Below are 18588 nucleotides of genomic sequence, written 5' to 3'. Positions count from 1 at the left end.
ACCTAAAAAATAAAAATATTCAAATGAAAATTATCATACCAATGGCCGGCAGAGGTTCTCGCCTCCGACCGCATACTCTTACCACTCCAAAACCGTTAATCCCAATCGCTGGCAAGCCAATTGTTCATCGCTTGGCAGAAGATATTCATCAATTATCATCAGAGCCGATAGACGAAATTGCATTCGTAATTGGTGATTTTGGAGAAGAGGTTGAACAAGATTTGATAAAAATTGCCGAAAAACTTGGAGCAAAAGGAACCATCTACCATCAAGAAGAACCGCTAGGAACGGCACACGCAATTTGGATGGCAAAAGAATCGATCAATGGCCCTGTTGTTGTAGCATTCGCAGACACCTTGTTCCGCGCCAACTTCGAATTAGACACCAACAACGATGGAGTTGTTTGGGTAAAACAAGTCGAAAATCCAAATGCATTTGGTGTCGTAAAATTGGATCATTACGGTTACATCACCGATTTTGTCGAAAAACCACAAGAATTCGTTTCGGATTTGGCGATTATCGGCATCTATTTTTTCAAAGACGGAAACAACCTGAAAGAAGAAATTCAATACTTAATTGATAACAACATCATGAAAAGTGGCGAATACCAATTGACCGACGCTTTGGAAAATATGCGAGCAAAAGGTAAAAAATTCACACTAGGAAAAGTAGACGAGTGGATGGATTGCGGAAACAAAGCCGTAACCGTAGAGACCAACAGCAAAGTATTAGGCTTCAGTGAGTCGTTCGAGATTCCGGCATCTGCCCAAATCAAAGATTCGTTGATCATCCAACCGTGTTTCATCGGCGAAAACGTAGTGATCGAAAACTCTCTGGTCGGACCAAACGTATCGTTGGGCAACGGCACTCGCGTCATTAGCACGAATATTGCAAATAGTTTGGTACAAGAAAATGCAACAATCGAAAATGCCCATCTTACCGAAAGCATGATCGGGAACAATGCCGAATATTACGGCGTTTCTCGAAGCATTAGTTTGGGAGACTATTCGGTTTTGGATTTTAAATCAAAAGAATAAAAACATGAAAAAATTAGCTGTAATCCTAGGTTTAGGACTTTTTATCGGCAGTTGTAGTACCCAGAAAGGTGCACAAACATCGGGTGTCAACAGTCAAACATCCAATGTTTCGACCAGCAGCGCCATCATCAAAAACGTATTGCATAAGACCAACAATTTCAATCATTTGGTCATCAAATCTAAAATTACAGCTGATTTAGGCGATATGGACACGGGAATAGACGCCACAATCTCTGTCGATAATCAGGATAAAATTTGGATCAATGCTCAAAAATTTATTTTCAAAGCCCGTGCAGAAATAACTCCAGAAGGCTTCAAGGCTTATGAGAATTTTAGCAAATCGTACATTGATGGCGATTTTGATTTTATCAACAAACTGTTAGGGGTCGATTTTATCGATTATAATAAATTTCAAAACCTTCTCCTCGGGCGTGTTTTTGTGGATTTGAACCAAGAGAAATATACCGCGGAGCGAATCAATAATCAGTACAAAATTGTTGGACAAAGCAAAGCAAATTATGCAGAAACTTATGTTTTCGACAGTGGTTTCAGACTGTTAGAAGCCCATCTAAAAGACGAAAAGCAAAACATCGACATCCATCTTTCGTACGCAGATTGGGTGAAGGCTGAAAAAGAAGAGTTCCCCAAAAAAGTTAAAATTTTGGTAAAAGATAAAAAAACTAAACAAATTGATTTGGAATATAATAGTTTTACATACCAACAAATCGACACTCCGTTTAGTATTCCAACAGGTTATAAGAAAAGAGAAATTAAGTAATGAGAATTTTTTTCAGTTTTGTTTTATTCTTAGCTGTAAGTGTCATTTTTGCACAAGACAAAGAAAAGCTACAAAAGCAAAATCAAGAATTAAAAAAAGAAATCATTCAGCTCGGTAAAGAGCTGAAAAAGAATCAACAAGACTCTAAGTTGAATGTAGAATACGTGCAGAATCTCGAAAAAAAGATTGACGTTCAGTCGCAACTGGTCAACAATCTTACGCGCGAAAAAAAATTGTTGGATGACGACATCTACAAAACCCAACTCGAAATCAACAAACTTTCTCGTGAATTGACCGGACTAAAAGAAGAATACAAGAAAATTCTCGTAAAAGCTTATAAAAACAAATCAACCGCGAACAAATTATTATTTGTACTCTCTTCTCGAAACCTCAACCAAGCTTATCGACGTATAAAATACCTCGAAAAATATTCCGATTTCCAAAAAGCCCAAGCCCAAGAAATCGTGGACAAACAAAACGATATTCAGCAAGCGAAAATCAAGAAAGAAAAAACAATAAAAGACAAAGAAAAAGTTCTGAATCAACAAGTAATTTTTGCAAAAGGCTTGGAAAGCGAAAGAGCAGAACGAAATAGAGCGATCGAAGAGTTCAAAAAGAACGAAGGGCTAATTGCAGCACAAATTCAAGAAAAAGAAGCGATGCAACGCCAGATAGACGCACAAATTAAACGTATCATCGAAGAAGAAATTCGACAAGCAAAAATCAGAGCAGAAAAAGATCGAAAAGCCTGGGAAATCGCCCTCAAAGCCAATACAATTCCAGCTTTCGAAACCTATATGAACGAATATCCACAAGGTGATTATGTAAAATCTGCCCGAAAAGCCATTCAGGTAATACAAGAAGACGCAAGAGCCTGGAACACCGCACGTTCTACGCATACGAAATCTGCCTATCAAACTTATCTGAAAGCTCACCCAAAAGGTTCGTTTGTGACCACAGCTAAAACCGAAATCGAAAAATTCGAAAAGCTAGAGCGAGAAGCAGAAGCAGAACGCCAACGTAGAATAGCCGAAGCCAAAGCCGAAGAAGAACGCCGTCTAAGAGCACAAAAAGAAGCCGACGAGAAAAAAATTGCTGAAGCAAAAGCCGAAGCAGAACGCAAAGCTAAAGAAGAAGCCGAAAGACAAGTCGTAACCAAAGTACCAGAAAAAGAAAAAATAGTAAAAGTAGACCGAGCAACCCCCAACGACGAAGCCTATGAAGACCGTACAGGACTTGGCGGCTTATCATCAGATTTTGCATCGAGCAAAGGTCGCCTCAGATGGCCAGTAGACAACGGACGGGTGGTGGCTGCATTCGGAACCTCATCGCATCCAATTTTATCGAATATTTCTTACGAAAATCTCGGGGTAGACATTGCGACATCTAGAGGAGCACAGGCCAAAGCAGTTTTCGATGGCGAAGTACAGTCGGTGATGCAAATTGCAGGTGGCGCCAAAATGGTTTTGGTGAGACACGGCTCGTATTTCACAGCTTATACCAACCTAAGTTCGGTAAGCGTAGCCAAAGGAGACAAGATATCTCGCGGTCAGTCTTTAGGGACAATTGATACCACAGACGGACAAACGGTGATGAACTTCCAGGTATGGAACGGAACCTCGAGACAAAATCCTGCACATTGGGTGGCCGGTATGTAAGAATTTATAATTAACTTTGCACAAAATCAATAGAATATGTTTAGTAGATTTGGAACAACAGAGATCATCATTATTGTTTTGATCGTTCTTTTATTATTCGGGGGTAAAAAGATTCCAGAATTGATGAGAGGCTTGGGTTCGGGTATAAAAGAATTCAAAAATGCTACGAAAGAAGAAGATAAAAAAGAAGAATCTGAAAAAAAGGGTAACTAATTTTTTATAAATTCGAAAAAAGAATAATACAGCATTGTGATCTAATTACAATGCTTTTTTTATAACAAAATCAATTTAGCTGATATGACTTTTACAGAAAAAGCTTGGGAAATATTCAACCAAAGTATAGCAGATTATCATCGGCAGGATGATGTAAACAATACCATCGACAACCCGTATTCTGAAAACGACCTGATCGAACATCTTTTGTATAAAAAGAATTGGATCGATACCGTACAATGGCATTTAGAAGACATCATTCGCGATCCTGCAATCGATCCGGTAGAAGCGTTGCGCATCAAACGTTGGATCGATCAATCGAATCAAGAACGCACCGATATGGTGGAATATATCGATTCTTGGTTTTTGGACAAATACAAAGATGTCATCATCAGCCCAGCGGCCAAAATCAATACCGAAAGCCCGGCTTGGGCAATAGATCGCCTATCGATTCTTGCGCTCAAAGTTTACCACATGCAACAAGAAGTTGATAGAGAAGATGCATCTGCCGATCACAAAATGGTTTGTCAAGCCAAATTAGACATTCTCTTGAAACAACATCAAGACTTGAGTACGGCGATCGAAGAACTCATCGACGATATTGCGAAAGGAAGCAAATACATGAAAGTCTACAAACAAATGAAAATGTATAACGACGAAAGTTTGAATCCTGTTTTGTATCAAAACAAAAAATAAAATTTTTATTGTATAAAAAAACGGAACCCAAAGGTTCCGTTTTTTATTGCTTGATATCCTTTACTGATTGAAATCTATGTCGTCAGGTTTAAAATTTGGTGAAACATCGACCTCGTTCGATTGCCGTGAATTGTAATCATATCCACCACCTTCGATCAGGTCATCGTCACTATATGAACCAGCACTCAGACTGCCATACGAATGGATGCTAGAACAGCCATCATCCATACCTTCTGGCTTTTCGAATTTATCGCTTTGGCTCACCCCAAAACTTCCGTTTTTATAAATTTCTGCCATATAATAGCCCCAAATTGGCAATGCAGTAGAGGCTCCTTGTCCCATTGCTGTGCTTCCGAAATGTGCAAAACGGTCTTCTGCTCCTACCCAAACGCCAGTCACCAAATTAGGAGTAAGGCCCATAAACCATCCGTCTGAGTTGTTGTTTGTAGTACCAGTTTTACCCGCTACTTCGGCCGACACTCCATAGTTTCTAATTCGTTTACCTGTACCGCGTTCGATTACGCCTTTCATCAAATCGATCATGGTATAGGCTACGAGCTCGTTGACTACTTCTCGTGATAATGGCGTGAAGTCTTTGATTATTTTACCTTGTCGGTCTTCTATTCTTAGAATCAATTCTGGTCTGATGTAGATTCCGCCATTTGCAAAAGCACTCATTGCTCCTACCATTTCGTACACCGATAAATCGGCAGATCCTAACGCAATTGTATTATCTTTAATGATTGGCGATTCTACTCCCAAATCTCGACACATTTGGATAACCGGATCGATGCCGGTTTGCAATATCAAACGCACCGCCACCACGTTGGTAGAATAAGAAAGGGCTGTTCGCAAATCTTGTGAGCCGCCATATCTGCCGTTGGCATTGCGTGGCGACCAACGCCCAATTGTCAATCGATCGTTCGAGATTACGGTACATGGCGTGTACCCCAATTGGTTGATCGCTGTAGCATAAACAAAAGGTTTGAAGGTTGATCCTACTTGTCGTCTTGCTTGTTTTACGTGATCGTACTTAAAGTATTCCCAATCGATTCCTCCAACCCAAGCTTTTATTGTTCCATCTCGCGGATCCATCGACATCAATCCGGTTTGTAGGATGTGCTTGTGGTAGATAATAGAATCCAACAAGGTTTTGTTCTTTTCGTATTTTACACCGTCCCACGTAAAGAATTTTACAGAATCACGTGGTTCATTAAACTTCTTGATGATTTCTTCTTCGCTTGCCCCTTGCTCTTTCATGCTTTTGTACAAATCGGTGCGTCGCATGGCTTGTACAAAAATTTCTTGACGTTTCTTTTCGTTTACATCATAAAACGGTGCTAATTTTCGGCCGCGTTGCTCTGCAAAGAATTGTCTTTGTAAGGTAGAAAGATGCTTTTTTACAGCGTCTTCTGCAATGCGCTGCATGCGAGAGTCTAACGTAACGTAAATTTTGAGTCCGTCTTTATCTACATTATATCGTTTACCTGTTTCTTTTTCATACTCATCCAACCAAGCTTCTATTTCTTTGCGCAATGCGGTTTTGAAATAAGCCGAATACGTTTCGTCTCGCTTCGAGATATATTGACGATCGGTAACGATTGGCGAAGCTTTTACCGCTTCTGCTTCTTGGCGCGAAATCTTGTTGTACTTCAACATCTGATCGATCACCAGGTCTCGTTTTTCTTTAGAAACTTTTGGATTTCTGATCGGATTATACGCTACTGGATTCTGAAACATCGACACCAAAATCGCCGATTCTGATAGATTGAGGTCTTTTGTTTTTTTGTTGAAATATACTTTTGATGCCGACTCTATTCCTTTTGCTCCATAAATAAAGTCGAACTTATTGAAATACATCGCAATGATTTCTTCTTTGGTATACAGTTTTTCTAACTGCACAGAGGTTACCCATTCTTTGAGTTTTTGAAAGATACGAGCAACAATATTCTGAGACGGATTTACCGTATACAATTGTTTGGCAAGCTGTTGCGTAATCGTTGAACCTCCACCAGCATCACCTGCAGAGGTTACAGCCCGTAGTGCTGCACGCGCATCGATCCCCGGATGTTCGAAGAAACGAATATCTTCCTTTGCCAACAAGGCATCAACCAAATGAGGCGGAAGGTCCTTGTAAGCGATTGGTGTGCGATGTTCGGTTTCGAAACGGTCTAATAATTTTCCATCTGAAGAGATGATATCCGATGCGACGTAGATATCTGGATTTTCGAGGTCTCGAACGTTGGGTATTTCTCCCAACCAGCCGTTAGAAGTAGCCCAAAAAATTCCTAAAACACCTAATACGCCTGCTATGAAACAAAACCATAACAACATGATGGCTTTGCGAATGATTCCCGAACCTTTTTTGGTTGGCGTTGCAGTTTTGGTTTTATTTTCTTTCATCAATCTGCTAATTTATCAACGATAAGACTAATATCTTTTAACCCTTTCAGTTTGTTTTCTCGCATCCCGTGCGTTACCCTTACTTTATAGATTCCTGTATCTTTTAATGCTAAGTTTTCTCTCACAATCAGAATCTGTTCTTTGCTCCCAATTCCTTTGCCAATCCATGTTCCGTCGGGATTAGCGATGTAATATTGCAAAGTGTCGGTCATCTCTTTTCCTTTCGGATCTGTGAAGTTAGTAAAAAGGTACAAATTGCTATATTCATAATCGGTCGCATTTCGCAAAACAAAAGCCAAATTGATGCTGAGGTTTATCGTATCTTGAACTCGAAACTGAAATTCTTTGATGTCTTTCTTGTCCCATCCATCGCTCAAATCTCGGCTGTCTTGATAGTAATGATGTGATTCACAGCTCACTATAATGAAAATCACAGACAATATAAAACTAATCTTTTTTACGATTCTGATTTCCACGGTGAAAACGTTTTTTTGGTACCGATTTTTTTTGTTCGCCAGTCGAATTTTGATTTCCTTTTACATTCGAGCCACCTTGTTCTGGTTTCGGTCGATTTCGTTGATTTTTGGACTGAGGAGCTCCACCTTGCTTTGCACGTTGCTGATTTGGGCGTTTTCTGTTTTGCTGATTAGCATTTCTGCTTGCATTTGCATTGGGCTGATTTGCTGTTTTTGCATTTTTCTCTCCCTGATTATTCTTCTGAGTAGCCGGTTGATTTCCTCTGTTTTTATTTCTTTGGTTTGAACGTTTTCTATTTGAAGGTCTATTTTTTCGTTCAAAACGTTCCAAAGAATCCTCTCCAATGACATCGATAAAATCTATCTTTTTCTCTATGATGCTGTTCTTAGCCAGATCTTCCAAAGATTCTAATTTCTGATCTTTGGCGTTGATTGCCATAAATTCTTGCACATCTTCTACCGAGAATTTATACCACATTACACCGCCTTGGTCGTATGAAAACCACATCTCACGTTTGAAAACGTCGATCTTCACACAATTGGCATAGCCTTTTTCTGTGTTGAGTTTGGTATCCATCGTTGGGAAATTGTTCAGCGCATCGAGGTAGCTATCCAACTCGTAATTGAGACAACATTTGAGTTTGCCACATTGCCCTGCCAATTTCTGCGAATTGATCGAAAGTTGCTGATACCTTGCTGCTGCAGTACTCACTGTTCTGAAGTCGGTAAGCCATGTCGAACAGCACAATTCTCGTCCGCACGAACCAATTCCGCCTACTTTTGCCGCTTCTTGTCGGTAACCGATTTGTTTCATTTCGATTCGCACACCAAATTTACTCGCGTATTCTTTGATCAGTTGGCGAAAGTCTACCCGACCATCGGCTGTATAATAGAAAGTAACTTTGCCACCATCTCCTTGATATTCGACGTCGCAAATTTTCATTTCTAGCCCCAATCGTTTGGCGATGATTCTAGAATCTATCATCGTTTGCGTTTCGCGTTCGCGATACTCGCGCCAAGTCTCGATATCTTTCTGATTGGCTTTTCTATAAACTTTCTTTACATCTTCTCCTTTGTAGGATTGATGTTTCTTTTTCATCTGAATTCGAACCAGCTCCCCGGTAAGTGTAACAATCCCGATATCGTGACCAGGATTTCCCTCCACAGCGACAACATCACCGATGTTTATCGCAATATTGTTTTCGTTTTTATAATATAATTTTCGATCGTTTTTGAATCGAACTTCTACAAAATCAAACTGCTCTTGGCCTTTTGGTAATCGCATATTGGCTAACCAATCGAATACGGTAAGTTTTCCACAACCGTCTACGCCGCAAGCTCCGTTGTTGTTACACCCTTTCGGGAGGCCATTTTTGGTTCCACATGATCCACATCCCATATGACCTGTTTTTTTTATAAATGACATACAAAGGTAAGTATTTTTTGTTCGCCTCTGACGAACTCTCTTTGTAAGTGAAAAATATTTTTATTCTCCGAATACTTCATTGAATCGGAAGGTTGTTTTCAATCGAACTCCTTTTTCGGTCGTTTGCAAGGTTGCCAACTCGTGATGGGCATCGTGTTCAAAAAACAAATAGTAGTCGTTTTCGACGGCTTCGGTTAAGAATTTTGCTTTTTCTTTTACCGTAATCAATGGTCTGGTGTCAAATCCGATGACATAAATCAACGGAATATGCCCAACAGTCGGAATAAGATCGGCAACGTAAACAATTTTTTTTCCTTTGTAAGTGATGATGGGCAACATTTGTTTTTCGGTATGCCCATCGACAAACAATACGTCGAATCCTAATGCTGTATCGGTGATTCGGTTCGAGTTCATGGGTAAATCGAGCATCTGCAATTGTCCGCTTTCTTGCATTGGTAAAATATTTTCTTTGAGAAAGGAGGCTTTTTCTCGAGGGTTGGGATTCACGGCCCAATCCCAATGATTGGCATTTGACCAAAATTTGGCATTTTTGAAAGAAGGCTCGAGATATGCTTTGGTTTTGTTGTATTGTATTGCTCCTCCACAATGATCGAAATGCAAGTGCGTAAGAAAAACATCGGTGATATCGTCTCGATGAAATCCGTGTTTTGCTAAAGAAAGATCGAGGCTATGCTCACCATACAAGTAATAAAAACTGAAAAATTTTTCGTCTTGTTTGTTTCCAATTCCGGTATCGATTAGTATAAGTCGATCACCATCTTCGATCAACAGGCAACGCATGGCGAGTTCGATCATATTACGTTCGTCTGCAGGATTGGTTTTGTTCCAAATAGATTTGGGTACTATACCAAACATTGCGCCGCCGTCGAGTTTAAAATTTCCAGTTTCTATGCTATAAAGTTTCATGATTGTATCGTTTTTTATCTTTTACTAAATTATTAAAATATGAGGAATAGAAAGAATATTATGACAATAGTTACAAAATCTAATGATAAGGTCTTAATTTTGTTGAAATTTAATATAAAATGTCAAAAGAAGTTCGCGTAAGATTCGCTCCCAGTCCGACAGGACCATTGCATATCGGTGGAGTAAGAACCGCTTTGTTCAACTATTTATTTGCCAAGCATCACAACGGAAAATTCATTTTGCGTATAGAAGACACAGATCAAACACGATTTGTAGAAGGCGCCGAAGATTATATCATCGAATCGTTGAAATGGCTAAATTTGATTCCAGACGAAGGTGTGGGATTTGGAGGAAATTATGGCTCGTACAAACAATCTGAGCGCAAAACAATATATCAAAAACACATCGAAGAATTGGTTGCCAAGGGCAAAGCTTACTATGCGTTCGACACGGCAGAAGAATTGGACGACTTACGAGCAAAAGGCGAAGACGCCAAAGAACCCTTTATCTACAATTGGTCGACTCGCAATCAGTTGAAAAACTCACTTTCTTTACCAGAAAACGAGGTGCAATCGTTGATCGAAAAAGGAACGCCTTACGTGATCAGATTCAAAATAGAAAAAGATCGCACCATCTTACTCGATGATTTGATTCGAGGTAAAATCACCATTGACACCAACACTTTAGACGACAAAGTACTTTTCAAATCAGACGGCATGCCTACCTATCATTTGGCAAACATTGTAGATGATCATTTGATGGAAGTCACCCATGTGATTCGAGGAGAAGAATGGTTACCATCGATGGCTTTGCACGAATTGTTGTACGAAGCTTTTGATTGGGAAGCGCCCAGATTTGCTCACCTACCCTTGATTCTAAAACCCGAAGGAAAAGGAAAACTGAGCAAACGCGACGGTGACAAACATGGATTTCCTGTGTTTCCGTTGGAATGGAAAACAGACGAAGGACTATCTAAAGGCTATCGCGAAGAAGGTTATTTGCCAGAAGCTGTGCTCAATATGTTGGCTTTATTAGGATGGAATCCGGGGAATGATCAAGAAATCCTGACGATGGATGAAATGATCGCACAATTCAGTTTGGAAAAAGTTTCAAAATCGGGAGCACGATTTTCTCCAGAAAAATCTATTTGGTTTAATCATCAATACATTCAACAAAAAAGGACAAATGATTTGTTACCAGAGTTCAACACAATTTTACAAACTTTTGGATTAGAAGCTAATGACGAGCTGAGTTTGAAGGTAATTGAATTGTTGAAAGAGCGTGCAAATTTTGTAAAAGATATCGCAGAACAAGGTAAATTCTTTTTCGAAGCTCCGTCAACTTATGACGAAAAAGCAGTGAAAAAAGCATGGAAAGATGATTCAAAAGAAATTTTGGAAGACTTTTCGGCACTTCTGCAAGAAACTGATTTCACGGCCGATGCTCTACACCAAGCGATGCAAACGTTTGTAGACACAAAAGAAATTGGCTTTGGAAAAATTGGAATGCCACTGCGATTGGCTTTGGTAGGCGCTTTACAAGGACCAGATATTCCGGTGATTATGGAACTCATTGGTCGAGAAGAAACGACAAAAAGAATAAAAAGTTTGATAAACGCTCAATCTTAGATTAAACCGAATATTATAACATACAAACATCCCAAATAGAAATCTGTTTGGGATGTTTTTTATACCATAAAAAAAGTGTCCATGAAGGACACTTTTAATTTTCTATTTAGAATGAAATTATTTGATTCTAAAGATTACACGTCTTGCTAATTGATGAGCAGAAACTGTTGAGTTTTGGAAAGATTTATCTTCACCCATAGCTACTGTTGACAAGTTAGAAGCGTTTGCACCTTGTTGAATCAAGATGTTTTTAACGGCATCTGCACGTCTTTGTGACAATGCTTTGTTGTAAGCATCGCCTCCTACAGGGTCAGCATATCCGATAACTTCAATTTGTGCATTCGGATTCTTTTTCATGTATTCGCTTACGAATTTAATTCCACCAACAGAAGCTTGGTAAGGAGTAGACGAATCGTAATCAAAATAAACATTGATGATTCCACTGTTTATCAATTGCTCTAATATATCCGAATCACCTAAAACAGTTGTGGTGTTTCCACCGTAGTTGTTTTTGATGTATTCTTCGATATCATCTGGAATTCCATTACCGTTGTGGTCGATTGTTCTACCTCTAGTATCTACTACAGCACCTGGAGCAGAATTTGGCTCTTGATCTAAGTAATCTGCCACACCATCGCCATCGCTATCAACCAACATTGCTTCGATAGCTGCTACACGTTCTTCTAACAAAGAAGTATCATCCGCTACCCAGTCAGCGTGGATATCATTTTTACCTAAGTAGAATGTAAGACCTAAGGTCGCATTCCATAGTGTTCCATCAAAACCTCTTCTTGCGTGTGCATCAGATGATTGACCATCCCACGCTGTATTTTGACGAATGGTTTTAGAACAAGTCAAATCTCCTGTCAATGCCACGCGCTCTCCTAATTTAAGTTGTGGAGTAACACCAACAGAAACCAATCCCATTTCGTCTTGATCATCTAAAAGACCTGAAGTATCACCCTTTGTTGCATCATTGTTCATGAAACCGTAACCAACACCAGCGTGTCCTAACAATCCAATAGTGTTAGTCCAATCTTCAAAGTTCATGATGCGTCCTAAGTTTGCAACTCCAGATAAGTCAACGCGGTAGAAATTAGAACGGAAACGTTCTGATCCTTTCCCTTCTTTCAAACGATCATATCCTCCAGAAAGTTTTAAACCAAATTTCGGGTTGAACATGTATCGGATACCGAAATTAGCGTTATAAAAACTAGGTGTTTCGTTAAAGTAACCGTCTGTAAAAGGCGTTGTTGCTTTGTTTGCACCTCCTTGTAACTCGATAGACCATTTGTTATAATCCGAAACTCTTGTTGCGTCTGTTGCCTCTTCTGTAGAATACACCTCTTGTGCATTAACAGCCGAAAACAATCCTAGTAGTGATAATGACAATACTACTTTTTTCATAGATTTCTTATTTTAATTAATTATTATGCAAATTTAATAATGATATTTAAGCAAAAAAAGTAAAAATGTTAAAATTTACGTTAAGCATGAGTTATCTCATTAATCAAACCCCATGCCAAAATAAATAAATTAATCATTATAATTTTTTCACGATTTAAAGTAGCTTTGTAACCACAAAAACAAAAAAACACCAATGGAACAATCTGCATTTCTTTTCACTACTCGTGGATCTCAAGTTTTAGCTGAAAGAATCGCTCAACATTATGGGCAAGAATTAGGAAAACTAAAAGTTGTTGAATTTAGCGATGGAGAATATCAACCAGCCTTCGAACAGTCGATTCGTGGCGCTAGGGTATTTTTAATCGGTTCTACTTTCCAGCCGAGTGATAACTTAATGGAGCTTCTATTAATGATAGATGCCGCAAAAAGAGCTTCTGCCAAAAACATTACGGTGGTGATTCCTTATTTTGGATACGCTCGTCAAGATCGAAAAGACGCTCCGAGGGTTCCTATTGGCGCAAAACTAGTAGCCAAAATGATTATGACTGCGGGTGCAACGCGTGTTATGACCATGGATTTACACGCCGATCAAATCCAAGGCTTTTTCGAAATCCCTGTCGATCATTTGTACGGTTCAACCTTGTTTGTAGAACACATTAGAGGATTAGAACTCGAGAATCTTACGATTGCTTCTCCAGATATGGGTGGTGCGAAAAGGGCGCAAAACTATGCCAAACACTTCAATGCCGATATTGTGATCTGCCATAAAGAAAGAAAAGTTGCCAATCAGGTCGAAAGCATGATGCTGATCGGGGATGTAGAAGGTAAAAATGTCATTTTGGTCGATGATATGATCGATACTGCTGGCACAATTGTAAAAGCAGCAGATTTGATTATGGAAAAAGGAGCCAAAAGTGTGCGTGCCATTGCAACACACGCGGTGCTTTCTGGACCAGCATATGAGCGAATTGAAAACTCTAAATTGGACGAAGTTTTGGTAACCGACTCAATTCCATTAAAAAACACTTCGGTATCTAAAATAAAAGTATTATCTTGCGCACCGCTTTTTGCCGATGTGATGCACATGGTACATAGCAACAAATCAATTAGTTCCAAATTTATCATCTAATTGATTTTGACAAGAAAAATTAATTTTTAGTATATATTTTATGAAATCTATCACAATTCAAGGTGTAAAAAGAGAAAGCGTAGGTAAAACATCTACACGTAACTTACGTAATGCTGAACAAGTACCTTGTGTTGTTTATGGTGACAAAGAACCTATTCACTTTGCAGCTCCAGAGAAAGCTTTCAAAGGGTTAGTTTACACGCCAGAAGCACACATTGTAAATGTTGAGCTAGAAGACGGAACTAAGGTTGAAACCATTTTACAAGACATTCAGTTTCACCCTGTAACTGACCGCATCTTACATGCAGACTTCTATCAGTTGAACCCAGACAAAGCTGTAACCATCGAAGTGCCTGTGCGTTTGGTTGGTCGTGCTCGTGGTGTTGTTAATGGTGGGGTTTTACGTTTCAACATGCGCAAACTTGCTGTAAAAGCAGTTCCTGCTAACTTGCCAGACGAAATCGTAATCGACATCACTTCTATGCGTATTGGACATAAAAAATATGTAGAATCGTTGAAAAATGATAATTACACCTTTGCTCATCCAGACAATGCGGTAGTGGTTGCCATCAAAACTTCTCGTAACGCTGTTGCTGATACAGATGATGAAGAAGAAGGTAGCGAAGAAGCTGCAGAAGCTTAACCAATACTTTTTACCACATAAAAAAGCCACTTCGCATGAAGTGGCTTTTTTTGATAATTAATCTCTTAATTTACCCGACCTGTACACCGTTTGGTGTTTCTTCTTCTGGATTTACGAATGTTAATTTCCCGTCGGCTTTGTCTGCAAACAACAGCATCCCATGCGATTCTATACCTCTTATTTTTCGAGGAGCCAAATTGACCAAAACGGTCGCTTGCTTTCCGACAACTTCTTCTAGCGTAAAATGCTCTGCAATACCAGAAACTATGGTACGGATATCGATTCCGGTATCTACTTTCAACTCGAATAATTTGTCTGCTTTTTCTACTTTTTTTGCCTCCAAAATGGTTCCAATGCGGATATCCATTTTCTGAAAATCATCAAACAAGATTAATTCTTTTTGTAGCTCGGCATTTGGGTTTGTCATGTTATTTCTTATTTTGCTTTCTTGTAATTTATTGGTTTGTATGGCTACGGCATCGTCTTCGATTTTACCAAAAATCAATTCAGACTCGCCAAACTGATGTCCTTCTGCAACGAATTCATCAGCCGTTTCTAATGTATTCCAATCGGCTTTTTCTACCTTCATCATTTTCAACATTTTCTCCGATGCAAAGGGTAAAAATGGCTCGCCCAATTGCCCCAAAGCAACTGCGATTTGGGCTGCAGCATTCATTATACCTTTCACCGCTTCTGGGTCGTCTCCTTTCTTCCAAGGTTCTTGCGTTTGTAAAAATTGATTTCCTAATCGCGCTAAATTCATATATTCTGCTAAAGCTGCACGAAACTCGTATTGCTCGATGTATTGCCCAATGCGTTTTGCGAATTCCTTGATTTGGCTCACTTCATCGAATTCTTTGATTTTGGTAGGAATTATGCCATCGTAGTATTTATGGGTTAACACCATCACGCGGTTGATGAAGTTTCCTAAAATTCCGACCAATTCTGAGTTGTTCTTGGATTGGAAATCTCTCCAGGTAAAATTGTTGTCTTTGTTCTCTGGCATATTGGCTGTGAGTACATAGCGCAAGGTATCAGCTTGCCCTGGGAAGTCTTCTAAATATTGGTGTGCCCAAACCGCCCAATTTCTCGAGGTAGAAATTTTATCGCCTTCTAAGTTCAAAAATTCGTTTGCTGGCACATTGTTTGGCATGATGTAGTCGCCATGCGCCTTCATCATGGTTGGGAAAATAATGCAGTGGAAAACGATGTTGTCTTTACCAATAAAGTGAACCAATTTGGTTTCGGGATTTTGCCAATAATCTTTCCAATCTTTTCCGTTTTTCGCTGCCCATTCTTGCGTAAACGAAATGTAACCAATCGGGGCGTCGAACCAAACGTACATCACTTTGCCCGCTGCGCCTTCTACAGGAACCGGAATTCCCCAATTCAAATCACGCGTCATTGCCCGAGGTTTTAGACCATCGTCCAACCACGATTTTACTTGTCCGTATACATTTGGTTTCCAATCATCTTTATGCCCGTCCAAAATCCATTCTTTCAGAAAATCTTGGTATTGGCCCAAAGGCAAATACCAGTTTTTGGTTTCTTTTTTTATGGGCGTGTTTCCCGACAAAGCCGAACGAGGGTTGATCAATTCTTCTGGACTCAGGGTCGAGCCGCATTTTTCGCATTGGTCACCGTAAGCGTCTGGATTGCCACATTTTGGACATTCTCCTCTGATGTAACGATCTGCCAAAAATTCGTTCGCCTCCTCGTCGTAATATTGCTCGGTAATCTCTTCTGTAAACTTTCCGTTATCGTAAAGATTTTTGAAAAAATCTTGTGCAACTTCTCGGTGTTTAGCAGAGGTTGTACGCGAATAAATGTCGAACGTAATACCGAAATTTTCTAAAGTAGATTGGATATTTTGGTGGTATTTGTCCACAATATCTTGTGGTGTAACCCCTTCGTTTTTGGCTCGAATTGTAATCGGAATTCCGTGTTCATCAGAACCGCCAATAAAAGCTACATCCTCTCCTTTTCTCCTGAGGTAGCGAGCAAAAATATCAGCTGGTACATACACGCCTGCCATATGCCCAATATGCAAAGGACCGTTGGCGTATGGTAACGCTGCAGTAATTGTATAACGATTTGTTTTACCCATAAATAAAAAATAGTTTTGCAAAGATACAATGAACCATGACTTTTTTAGCCATGCTTTTTTAATATAATTTTCCATGATCTTTTTATCTACCACACCAGAAGAGATAGTCGCTCAACAAATCAACAGTTTTTTTGATCAATACTACTGGCTTCTTGTCATGGCGGTAGTTTTACTGATTTTGTTTTCGTTGTTCGGTTTTAAAAAATCGAAACGAAAATAATTTAAGCAAAAAACCATTCTAAGAAAAAGTACCAAATAGTAAGCGTCACAAACGAAATTGGTATGCCAATCCCGATCATCATGTTGGCCAATTTAGGCTTCAGTCCGTATTGCCCGGCCACAATTGCAGCGGTGATCATGGGTGCCATAGCCGCTTCGACAATGGAAACTTTGATGGGTAATCCGCTTTGTTTAAAAATCAATACATAAAGAACAAAAATTACGATGGGCAACAAAACGAGTTGATACAACAATCCTAAGGTCAAAAATCCCCAATGTTTACTTCGTTTGTTGATATTCAATTGAAAACCAACAGAAACCAATGCAATGGGCGAAACTGTAGCTGCTAGTTTTCCAAATACGTCTTGCAAAGAATCCGAAAAATGCAAATTGAACGCTGCCATGCTTATTCCGACCAAAAAGGCAAGGAAAGCAGGAAACCTGAAAACTTGCAACAAAATGGATTTCAGGTTACTCGAATGCCTAGAAAAAGCCGCAGCGGTAATGATGCCCAGTGTACTCAACACTACAAACGTCCCGGGCAAATCGACAATGATAAGTGTTTTGATTCCTTCAGCTCCGTACATTGCCTCTATTACCGGAATTCCGACAAAAGAAGTATTTCCTAAGCCAGCGGTGAGGATCATACAACCAATCAGAGATTTGGACCATCCGAAAGCTTTTCCTAAACCGTAAAATATAACGAATGCTAATCCAAAAGCGATCCAAGCAACACCTGCCGGAAACAGCAAATCCCAACCCAATTTCACCTCGGGCAAATAATACAACGCCATCGCTGGCAAAGAAATAAAAAGAATAAATTGGTTGAGAACAATATGGGTGTTGTATGGAAATTGAGGAATTTTTTTAATCAGCACACCAATCAATAAACATAAAAACAAAAGGATAATGCTCGACATAATTTATTAAAAAAAATGAGGAAACAAAGATACGTTGATCATCAGGAATATGAAGTCAATCTCACGTATGATTTATCTTACAATTCATCAAAAAAAATAGCGCATCTAGATTTTTAGTCAGAAAAAACTAGAAAATATTTCATCCGATATTGTATAATCACGTAACTTCCGTACCAAGTTTTTAATCCTAAAAAAAATGAAAGCCTTGGTCATTGGAGCTTCGGGAGCTACAGGAAAAGAATTGGTTTCACAACTTTTGGCGCATGCTGCGTTTTCTTCGGTAACTATTTTTGTGAGGAAAAACACCTTTGTCGCTCATCCAAAACTTAGCGTGCATTGCATAGATTTTGCTACGCCCGAACAATGGCGACACTTGGTCGTAGGTGATGTTTTGTTTTCTGCCTTGGGCACCACGCTGAAAGACGCCGGAAGCAAGAAAAAGCAATGGGAAGTAGATTACGACTATCAATACAATTTTGCTCGCATTGCCCGAGAAAATGCCGTGCCAAAATATGTCTTGGTCTCATCGAGCAACGCCAACGCCAACTCGTTTTTCTTTTATACCAAAATGAAAGGACAGTTGGAAAAAGCGGTCCAAAAATTGCATTACGAACAGTGTGTCATATTTCGCTCGCCGGTGCTTATTCGCCCCGAATCTGATCGGAGGTTAGAAAACCTTTCGGTAAAAGTTTTGCAATTCCTCAACCGATTAGGCTTATTGAAAAGTCAACAACCATTGCCCACCTTTCGTTTGGCACAAGCCATGCTTTTGGCTGCACAAAAAAACTTGCCTGGAAATCATTTTGTAGAAGCCACCGAAATCGAAGGTTTTTTATTAGAAAAAAATAAAACAAAAATCCAATAAAACTTTAGAAAAGTTAGACCTCAAAGCGGAATTCATCCTACAAAAATCCATAAAAA

General features: G+C 39.4%; 16 protein-coding genes. 9 read left to right on the top strand and 7 right to left on the bottom strand.

Annotation, left to right across the window (positions count from 1 at the left end; genetic code table 11):
- Positions 1–23: 23 nt before the first annotated feature.
- From BN8061_RS04180 to BN8061_RS04160, 5 genes are all read left to right on the top strand, one after another.
- Positions 24–1037, top strand: a complete 1014-nt coding sequence (locus BN8061_RS04180; RefSeq protein WP_068596771.1) for a sugar phosphate nucleotidyltransferase — start codon at positions 24–26, stop codon at positions 1035–1037.
- A 4-nt stretch (positions 1038–1041) separates the two neighbouring features.
- Positions 1042–1815, top strand: a complete 774-nt coding sequence (locus BN8061_RS04175) for a lipoprotein insertase outer membrane protein LolB1 (protein ID WP_068596768.1) — start codon at positions 1042–1044, stop codon at positions 1813–1815.
- Positions 1815–3473 carry a murein hydrolase activator EnvC family protein gene (locus tag BN8061_RS04170; RefSeq protein WP_068596766.1) on the top strand — a complete coding sequence of 553 codons (1659 nt, stop codon included), beginning with the start codon at positions 1815–1817 and terminating at the stop codon, positions 3471–3473. The genes BN8061_RS04175 and BN8061_RS04170 overlap by 1 nt, the downstream gene beginning before the upstream one ends.
- 36 nt (positions 3474–3509) lie before the next feature.
- A complete protein-coding gene (tatA, locus tag BN8061_RS04165) occupies positions 3510–3686 on the top strand; it encodes a twin-arginine translocase TatA/TatE family subunit (RefSeq protein ID WP_068596764.1) in 177 nt (58 codons plus the stop codon).
- An 84-nt stretch (positions 3687–3770) separates the two neighbouring features.
- A complete protein-coding gene (locus tag BN8061_RS04160) occupies positions 3771–4382 on the top strand; it encodes a DUF4254 domain-containing protein (protein ID WP_068596762.1) in 612 nt (203 codons plus the stop codon).
- Between the two features lie 60 nt (positions 4383–4442).
- On the opposite strand, the gene BN8061_RS04155 is transcribed toward BN8061_RS04160, so the two are convergent.
- The 4 genes from BN8061_RS04155 to BN8061_RS04140 all read right to left on the bottom strand — a co-directional run bounded on the left by BN8061_RS04155 (position 4443) and on the right by BN8061_RS04140 (position 9614).
- On the bottom strand, positions 4443–6785 hold the full coding sequence (locus tag BN8061_RS04155; RefSeq protein WP_068596760.1) for a penicillin-binding protein 1A: 2343 nt from the start codon (positions 6783–6785) through the stop codon (positions 4443–4445).
- Complete coding sequence (locus BN8061_RS04150) at positions 6785–7261, bottom strand: gliding motility lipoprotein GldH (protein ID WP_094745851.1); 477 nt, start codon at positions 7259–7261, stop codon at positions 6785–6787. Before BN8061_RS04150 ends, BN8061_RS04155 begins: the two co-directional genes overlap by 1 nt.
- The gene (ricT, locus tag BN8061_RS04145; protein WP_068596758.1) at positions 7233–8660 is read right to left on the bottom strand and encodes a PSP1 domain-containing protein; all 1428 of its coding nucleotides are present in this window, start codon (positions 8658–8660) and stop codon (positions 7233–7235) included. The genes BN8061_RS04150 and ricT overlap by 29 nt, the downstream gene beginning before the upstream one ends.
- Before the next feature lie 87 nt (positions 8661–8747).
- The gene (locus tag BN8061_RS04140; RefSeq protein WP_068596756.1) at positions 8748–9614 is read right to left on the bottom strand and encodes an MBL fold metallo-hydrolase; all 867 of its coding nucleotides are present in this window, start codon (positions 9612–9614) and stop codon (positions 8748–8750) included.
- A gap of 119 nt (positions 9615–9733) precedes the next feature.
- Between BN8061_RS04140 and gltX the strand changes: the two genes are divergently transcribed.
- Positions 9734–11242, top strand: coding sequence for a glutamate--tRNA ligase (gene gltX, locus BN8061_RS04135; RefSeq protein ID WP_068596753.1), 1509 nt, complete (start codon positions 9734–9736; stop codon positions 11240–11242).
- Between the two features lie 117 nt (positions 11243–11359).
- Here the strand turns inward: gltX and BN8061_RS04130 are convergent, their stop codons facing one another.
- Complete coding sequence (locus BN8061_RS04130; protein ID WP_068596752.1) at positions 11360–12649, bottom strand: OmpA family protein; 1290 nt, start codon at positions 12647–12649, stop codon at positions 11360–11362.
- A gap of 193 nt (positions 12650–12842) precedes the next feature.
- Between BN8061_RS04130 and BN8061_RS04125 the strand changes: the two genes are divergently transcribed.
- Both BN8061_RS04125 and BN8061_RS04120 read left to right on the top strand, forming a co-directional pair.
- Positions 12843–13778, top strand: coding sequence for a ribose-phosphate pyrophosphokinase (locus tag BN8061_RS04125; protein WP_068596750.1), 936 nt, complete (start codon positions 12843–12845; stop codon positions 13776–13778).
- Between the two features lie 40 nt (positions 13779–13818).
- Positions 13819–14421 (top strand): 50S ribosomal protein L25/general stress protein Ctc, encoded by a 603-nt coding sequence (locus tag BN8061_RS04120; RefSeq protein WP_068596748.1) that lies wholly within the window; start codon positions 13819–13821, stop codon positions 14419–14421.
- A gap of 70 nt (positions 14422–14491) precedes the next feature.
- Here the strand turns inward: BN8061_RS04120 and metG are convergent, their stop codons facing one another.
- Together metG and BN8061_RS04110 are read right to left on the bottom strand one after the other, a co-directional pair.
- Entirely contained in the window at positions 14492–16528 is a 2037-nt protein-coding gene (gene metG, locus BN8061_RS04115; RefSeq protein ID WP_068597925.1) for a methionine--tRNA ligase, read from the bottom strand.
- A gap of 221 nt (positions 16529–16749) precedes the next feature.
- Positions 16750–17667: an AEC family transporter gene (locus BN8061_RS04110; RefSeq protein ID WP_068596746.1), complete on the bottom strand. Its 918-nt coding sequence runs from the start codon at positions 17665–17667 to the stop codon at positions 16750–16752.
- Between the two features lie 196 nt (positions 17668–17863).
- Here BN8061_RS04110 and BN8061_RS04105 point away from each other — a divergent pair, with 196 nt between their 5' ends.
- Positions 17864–18532, top strand: a complete 669-nt coding sequence (locus BN8061_RS04105; protein ID WP_068596744.1) for an NAD(P)H-binding protein — start codon at positions 17864–17866, stop codon at positions 18530–18532.
- Positions 18533–18588 lie beyond the last annotated feature (56 nt).

This window comes from Vaginella massiliensis, assembly GCF_900089075.1.
Lineage (GTDB): Bacteria > Bacteroidota > Bacteroidia > Flavobacteriales > Weeksellaceae > Weeksella > Weeksella massiliensis_A.
Note: the sequence above shows the minus strand (reverse complement) of the source record. Positions and strands in the feature narration are given on the sequence as shown.

Coding starts and splice junctions, on each gene's coding strand:
- BN8061_RS04180 (WP_068596771.1), top strand. CDS start 24: ATGAAAATTATCATACCAATGGCCGGCAGAGGTTCTCGCCTCCGACCG.
- BN8061_RS04175 (WP_068596768.1), top strand. CDS start 1,042: ATGAAAAAATTAGCTGTAATCCTAGGTTTAGGACTTTTTATCGGCAGT.
- BN8061_RS04170 (WP_068596766.1), top strand. CDS start 1,815: ATGAGAATTTTTTTCAGTTTTGTTTTATTCTTAGCTGTAAGTGTCATT.
- tatA (WP_068596764.1), top strand. CDS start 3,510: ATGTTTAGTAGATTTGGAACAACAGAGATCATCATTATTGTTTTGATC.
- BN8061_RS04160 (WP_068596762.1), top strand. CDS start 3,771: ATGACTTTTACAGAAAAAGCTTGGGAAATATTCAACCAAAGTATAGCA.
- BN8061_RS04155 (WP_068596760.1), bottom strand. CDS start 6,785: ATGAAAGAAAATAAAACCAAAACTGCAACGCCAACCAAAAAAGGTTCG.
- ricT (WP_068596758.1), bottom strand. CDS start 8,660: ATGGGATGTGGATCATGTGGAACCAAAAATGGCCTCCCGAAAGGGTGT.
- BN8061_RS04140 (WP_068596756.1), bottom strand. CDS start 9,614: ATGAAACTTTATAGCATAGAAACTGGAAATTTTAAACTCGACGGCGGC.
- gltX (WP_068596753.1), top strand. CDS start 9,734: ATGTCAAAAGAAGTTCGCGTAAGATTCGCTCCCAGTCCGACAGGACCA.
- BN8061_RS04130 (WP_068596752.1), bottom strand. CDS start 12,649: ATGAAAAAAGTAGTATTGTCATTATCACTACTAGGATTGTTTTCGGCT.
- BN8061_RS04125 (WP_068596750.1), top strand. CDS start 12,843: ATGGAACAATCTGCATTTCTTTTCACTACTCGTGGATCTCAAGTTTTA.
- BN8061_RS04120 (WP_068596748.1), top strand. CDS start 13,819: ATGAAATCTATCACAATTCAAGGTGTAAAAAGAGAAAGCGTAGGTAAA.
- metG (WP_068597925.1), bottom strand. CDS start 16,528: ATGGGTAAAACAAATCGTTATACAATTACTGCAGCGTTACCATACGCC.
- BN8061_RS04110 (WP_068596746.1), bottom strand. CDS start 17,667: ATGTCGAGCATTATCCTTTTGTTTTTATGTTTATTGATTGGTGTGCTG.
- BN8061_RS04105 (WP_068596744.1), top strand. CDS start 17,864: ATGAAAGCCTTGGTCATTGGAGCTTCGGGAGCTACAGGAAAAGAATTG.